The following is a 6,122-nucleotide window of genomic DNA, read 5'->3' on the forward strand; positions in this document are numbered from 1 at the left end:
ATTAGATAAAGTCATTGAGCTGATACAGGGCTTACGTGATAACGGTATTGAGCTGCGTCATATCGATTTGGGCGGGGGTCTTGGCGTCCGCTATATTGACGAGATGCCAGTATCTATCGAGGACTTTGCGCAAGCGTTACTGCCTAAGCTGAGTGAGCTGGGATTGACGGTGTTTTTTGAGCCGGGCCGTAGCATCGTGGCCAATGCAGGCGTGCTGTTGACCCGCGTCGATGTCCTCAAGCCGACGGCGCACAAAAACTTTGCCATCGTCGATGCGGCAATGAATGATTTGATCCGTCCAGCGCTCTATCAGGCTGAAATGGCAGTGATACCAACTGTGCTGCCAAGCGCTGGTATCGAGACGGCTGATACCCAAGCGTGGGATATGGTTGGCGCTATCTGTGAGACGGGCGACTTTTTGGCAAAAGATCGTCTGCTATCCTTACAGACAGGTGATACGTTAGCCATCACAGGAGCGGGGGCTTATGGCTTTACCATGAGTAGTAACTACAACTCGCGTCCGCGCGCCAGTGAAGTCATGGTAGCGGGCGAGCGTCATCAACTGATTCGCCAGCGCGAGACAGTCGAGGCGCTCTATGCAGATGAGCGGCTGTGGCAGGACGCGCCCTAGCCAGTATGGCCGAACGGATGACGATCATTGGGTATTTAACGGTGATAATTATCATTGTATCTGACAGCGTGCTAATATAACGCATACATAAAAATTAGGATAGGATATCAAGGGTATGCTAATAGAATTTACAAAAATGCATGGTCTGGGCAATGATTTTATGGTCATCGATTTGGTGACTCAGCGCTTAGATCTCACCAGAGAGTTGGTGCAATTGTTGGGCGATCGTCATCTCGGTATCGGCTTTGATCAGTTATTGGTCGTCGAGCCGCCGATGCGTCCTGACGTGGATTTTAGCTATCGTATTTTTAATACCGATGGTACAGAGGTAGAGCAGTGCGGCAATGGCGCGCGCTGCTTTGCTCGTTTTGTGCAGGCACGAAAGCTATCATTTAAGCAGCGTCTGCGTGTCGAGACGGCCAGCGGCATCATCTCATTGACCACCGACCGTTACGGCTGGGTCGAGGTCGATATGGGCAAGCCCAAGTTTGAGCCAGACGAGATTCCCTTTACTCCAAAAGCCACTACCAAGATTCAAAACGCCTATCATCTCGATGTCGATGGCACGCCTGTGCAGCTTTATGTGGCCAATATGGGAAATCCTCATGCGGTAATCAAGGTCGATGACGTCCTAAGCGCCGATGTCGAAATGCTAGGCAAAGCCATCGAGTCGCACCCTGCTTTTCCAGAGCGGGTCAATGTCGGCTTTATGCAAATCATGAATCAGCGGCACATTCGCTTGCGTGTCTATGAGCGCGGCGTGGGCGAGACCCAAGCGTGTGGTACAGGTGCCTGTGCGGCGGTGGCCGTCGGTATTCGTGAAGGCTGGCTCGACGAGGGCGAAGAGATACGCGCGCAGCTATATGGCGGTAGTATGATTATCAAGTGGCAGCCTGGTTATTCGGTGATGATGACCGGCCCGACGGCCTTTGTCTACGAAGGAGTGTTTAGTCCGGATGGGCTGATGGCGCAAGCGGGTATCAAACCAAGCTCTGAGGGTTAATAAAAAATGCCCAGCGTGTACGTTTAGCGAGTAGGTACGTGTACGTTTGGCGAGTAGGTAACAGCAATGGCCATGTCCAGCAAAAGGGCGTCTCATAACAAAGGGCGGCGACGCACCAGTCAAAAACAAGACTTACATAAAGAGGTAGAGCAAGAAGCGGCATTAGCAGTAGACGACGCCTCACAAGCGTGGCGCTCAGGCTCGCTGTCGACAAGCAGAGAGGCCGATGCGGCACTGCGTGAGCTGCTGTCCCCAGTGCATCGCTGGCTCAACACCTTGTCGGTACGCAATCACTCTGAGCACACCTTGACGGCTTATTTTGCTGGGTTAAATCAGTTGGCGCTGTTTTTGCGGGGCAAGCGTCTGACATGGACGCGCTGTGACAAACGTCAGTTGGCTCAGCATATCAGCCAGCGCCTCGATGAAGACAAGCTTGCCCTGGCCAGTGTCCAACAGGAGCTGTCCGCCATTCGCCATTTTTATGGTTGGCTGATAGAGGAGGGCTTAGCCCGTATCAACCCAACCACTGGCTATCAGCTCAAACGCAGTGCCAGACCTCTACCATCTATCGCGGATGTCGATTTACTCACCCAATTGCTTGAGCAAGAAATGCCCGATACTCCAGAGCAGGCGCGCCTTTGGTTACGTGATAAGGCGATGTTTGAGCTGCTCTATAGCAGTGGTCTTCGTGTCGGCGAGCTGGTGGCACTTGATGTAAGCGATATCGATTTGTCTGACTTACGCGTGCGCGTCACAGGAAAAGGCAACAAAACGCGTTTGCTACCGCTAGGGCGCAAAGCCGCTGAAGCCATACGCCGCTATCTGCCGCACCGTGAGCTGTGGGTTGAGCAGATGGACGCCGCGCTGTTTATCAGTGAAAAGCTGGGCACCCGCCTATCGACCAGAGCGGTGCAGCAGCGTCTAAAAGTAGCCGCTGCCCGCGCTGGTATCGCCCAAAACATGTATCCACACTTGCTGCGTCACTGTTTTGCCTCACACATGCTCTCCGGCAGTGGCGACCTGCGTGCGGTACAAGAAATGCTCGGGCACAGTGATATCAGCACCACACAGATCTATACCCATGTTGATTTTGCCAAGCTCACGCAGGTTTATGACCGCGCTCATCCGCGTGCCACTCACACACAAGTTGATGGTGATACCGAGTAGGTTTGGCCTTACCTATAAGGTTCTATCGTCTTGTGCCATGTGACGGCATTGCCCTATTAACAATTTAATCATCAAATTATTTGTCAGGCAGCTTTTGTCAGACAGCTTTATGCCAAACGATGACAGTCAAAAATCGGCAGTTTTTGTCGTCCTTGCTGCTGTTGCGATTTGTCTAAAGACGCCATCACCATGGCATAGCGCTGGTTTTCTGTGGTGCTCGTTTTTTGTGGCTCACTGTCGTCGTAGCTGCTGAGCACCGTGCCATCATAAGCGGTGATGGCAGCATGTCCCCATGTCTGCCGTGTGTGACCGTCCTGATAAGTGTGATCTCCTCCTTGCGCCGCCCCAATCACCATGCATTGACTGTCTAGTGCTCGTGCCCGTAGCAGCAGTGACCAATGCGCTTGCCCAGTCAGATAAGTAAAGGCTGAAGGAGCACTCAGCATATCCGCTCCAGCTTGACGCAGGCGCTGAGCCAACGCTGGAAAACGCAAATCAAAGCAGACCATCATACCCAGCTGGTAGACTGTATCCTCAGTCTCTAGAGGCGCTACGACGGTTTGGGTGCCAGGCTCAAAGGTCGCCGCTTCATTATAGCTGCCTGTTTTGTCAGCGACTGTCGCAGTAAACAGATGAATCTTGTCATAGCGGGCCACGCGCGTACCGTCAGGGGCAAACACTTGGCTGACTTGACGCAGCCTACCATCAGGGACAACAATACCATCAGGGCGATAAGGACAAGGCAATGAGCCTGCCAGCACATAGATACCATGAGTACTGGCATAGCCTGCTATCGTCGATGATAGCTCATCGAAGCGCTCGGCTGTGGCAGACTGTTGCCCCATGCTACAGCAGTTTTCTGGTAGCACCACCATGTGAGCGCCTTGCTGGGAAGCGGCGCTAATGGCCGTCTCGATGTCTGCTAGGTTTTGCTCGATGTCCTGCTGGCTATTCATTTGAATGGCAGCGACGGCAAATGATTGGTCGCTTGCTTGGTTGTGGTTCATAATATTCTCAATTGTATTATAGTTGTCGTTTATTTTAGGGCGTATCCTCATTTTAAAAATGGCGATAAAAATGAGATAAATTGCCGCCAAACAAGGAAAATAGCGCAGATAATATCGAGATATTAGCCAGCTATTTGACGATGGTTGGCAAAATTTGGCCATTTTTAGCCCATTTAGATGGCTATCGATTGAATTGAGGACACGCCCTAATATTGAGCTTTTGCAGGCTTTGCCAGTTGGCTGTGTCGGCATGCCAACGATGATAGCAAAAACATTGATTTTAGAAGGTTTTATAGTAATAGTAAAATAAGCGTATCTGGGCTAGGCATAAATTATCGTAGCAAAATTGCAACAAAAAATGCTATCGTCGTGTCCTGTTTGGGCTAAATCATGATCTTAGCCAGTTGTTTATTGACTATCACCATCGTCGGAGTGTAATAAGCCACCCATGAGTATGTCGTTCGGATTGGCAACCACGCTGAGCACCTCACAAAAGCTGACCCCGCAGATGCAGCAAGCCATTAAGTTGCTGCAGCTCTCTAGTCTTGAGCTGGCGCAAGAGGTTCAGGCCAAGCTCGATAGCAATCCTCTGCTCGAACGCATCGAGGACGATGAAGAATATGGCGACGGTGAGGGCTCTGACAGCAGCGTGAACGATAGTATGGAGACAGCTGAGCATAGCTTGACGCTTGATGACTGGAATCAGACGACGGCCACCGATGCGTTTAGTAGCACCACAAAAGAGACGGACGAGTATGGGGCAGATAGTGGCGTAGACATAGACATAGACCATTTGGCGATAGCCGGTCTGGAGACAAACGGCGATCCTGCAAGTGATGATAATCTAACGGACTTCGACGCAGCGGCCTACAATGATGATGACAATGCCACTGACTATCGTACCGATAACTATAGTATCGATAATTATAGTGCTGATAACTATGCATCCGCCGCGAGCAGTCCAACTAGCAGCAGCGCGCCGCACGCGAATGAGGACTTTAATAGCTATCAAGGGGGTACCTCTGCCACCATTCAAGACCATGTGCGCTGGCAATTAAACTTTAAGCGTTTATCAGACACCGATACTTTGATCGCTGAATATTTGATAGATTCGATGGATGAGATGGGGTTTGTTCGGCTCGATATCGATGAGTTGTTACAGAGCTTGGATACCATGGCCAGCTTTTATCAGTGGGAGGAGCGGGTCGAGCGCGATGAGATATTGGCCGTGCTTCGTATTGTCCAGTCTTGCGATCCACTTGGCGTTGGCGCTCGTGATTTAAGCGAATGCCTTGCCCTGCAGCTCGCAAAGCTCGATCCTAGTACCGCATATCTAAAAGAAGCTCACGCGCTTTTATCTGCCAGTGAGTATCTGGTCAGCAATAATATCAAGGCATTGACCGAGCACACAGGGCTGACTCCTGAGGACATCATGCCTGCCTTGACGTTACTGCGCACATTGACCCCGTTACCAGGCGTCGTCTTTCAAAAAAATCAGCCTGATTATGCTCAGTCGCCAGACAGCTACGACATACCCGATGTGCTGGTTACACCCATTCGTCGCCCTACGGGTTTGCCTGACGCGCAGGAGGCCGGCTGGCAAGTACGCCTAAACCCTGAGATGCTACCCAAGCTACGGGTCAATCAAGAGTACGCCAGTTTGGTCAAGCGCGGTGATGATAGCCCTGATAATCAGTATCTGCGTGACAACCTCACCGATGCCAGATTGTTTATCAGGAGTATCGAAGAGCGCAACCAAAACCTACTAAAAGTCGCGACCAGCATCGTGCATCATCAACAAGCGTTTTTGCAGCAGGGTGCCACCGCCATGCAGCCATTGGTTCTCAAAGTCATTGCCGATGAGGTCGGGCTGCACGAATCGACGGTCTCACGCTTGACCACCAGCAAAACCATTTTGACACCGCAGGGCTTATTTTCGCTTAAGCACTTTTTTTCTTCGCATGTCAGTAGCGTAGATGGTGATATCTCATCGACCGCTATTAGCGCCATGATAAAACAGCTGATTGCTGACGAAGACCCCAAAAAGCCCTTATCCGACAGCCGTATCAAAGAGACGCTATTGGCTGATGGTATCGATATCGCTCGGCGTACGGTGGCCAAATACCGTGAAGCGATGAATATCGGCTCTTCCACCCAGCGTAAACAAAAATACTAACGCATCTTTTTATCATCAAGCACTATATTCAAGCGCTTATCTTCGAATAGATATGTCTTCAGCTCATTTTATTTTATATGCTCAAAAACTAGGGCGTGTTGAACATTCAACCATGGCACCGACAGAGACTATTTTTTA

Annotated in this window: 5 protein-coding genes; 4 read left to right on the forward strand and 1 reads right to left on the reverse strand. The window is 50.8% G+C overall.

The annotated features are described in order from the left end of the window. From NK638_RS11490 to NK638_RS11500, 3 genes are all read left to right on the forward strand, one after another. Positions 1–631 (forward strand): diaminopimelate decarboxylase family protein (locus NK638_RS11490; RefSeq protein WP_446739838.1); only part of this gene is annotated, 631 nt, incomplete at its 5' end. Between the two features lie 115 nt (positions 632–746). Continuing rightward, on the forward strand, positions 747–1,634 hold the full coding sequence (dapF, locus tag NK638_RS11495; RefSeq protein ID WP_100748787.1) for a diaminopimelate epimerase: 888 nt from the start codon (positions 747–749) through the stop codon (positions 1,632–1,634). A gap of 72 nt (positions 1,635–1,706) precedes the next feature. After that, a complete protein-coding gene (locus NK638_RS11500) occupies positions 1,707–2,801 on the forward strand; it encodes a tyrosine recombinase XerC (protein WP_274633114.1) in 1,095 nt (364 codons plus the stop codon). 107 nt (positions 2,802–2,908) lie between these two features. Here the strand turns inward: NK638_RS11500 and NK638_RS11505 are convergent, their stop codons facing one another. Further along, positions 2,909–3,808, reverse strand: a complete 900-nt coding sequence (locus tag NK638_RS11505; protein WP_274633115.1) for a carbon-nitrogen hydrolase family protein — start codon at positions 3,806–3,808, stop codon at positions 2,909–2,911. A 448-nt stretch (positions 3,809–4,256) separates the two neighbouring features. Here NK638_RS11505 and rpoN point away from each other — a divergent pair, with 448 nt between their 5' ends. Further along, positions 4,257–5,984 carry an RNA polymerase factor sigma-54 gene (rpoN, locus tag NK638_RS11510; protein ID WP_274633116.1) on the forward strand — a complete coding sequence of 576 codons (1,728 nt, stop codon included), beginning with the start codon at positions 4,257–4,259 and terminating at the stop codon, positions 5,982–5,984. Positions 5,985–6,122 lie beyond the last annotated feature (138 nt).

This window comes from Psychrobacter sp. A3, from assembly GCF_028823565.1.
Classification (GTDB): Bacteria; Pseudomonadota; Gammaproteobacteria; order Pseudomonadales; family Moraxellaceae; genus Psychrobacter; species Psychrobacter celer.

Bases quoted from the DNA above. Each gene is read 5' to 3' on its own strand.
- NK638_RS11500 (WP_274633114.1), top strand. From the start codon at position 1,707: ATGTCCAGCAAAAGGGCGTCTCATAACAAAGGGCGGCGACGCACCAGT.
- rpoN (WP_274633116.1), top strand. From the start codon at position 4,257: ATGAGTATGTCGTTCGGATTGGCAACCACGCTGAGCACCTCACAAAAG.
- NK638_RS11505 (WP_274633115.1), bottom strand. From the start codon at position 3,808: ATGAACCACAACCAAGCAAGCGACCAATCATTTGCCGTCGCTGCCATT.
- dapF (WP_100748787.1), top strand. From the start codon at position 747: ATGCTAATAGAATTTACAAAAATGCATGGTCTGGGCAATGATTTTATG.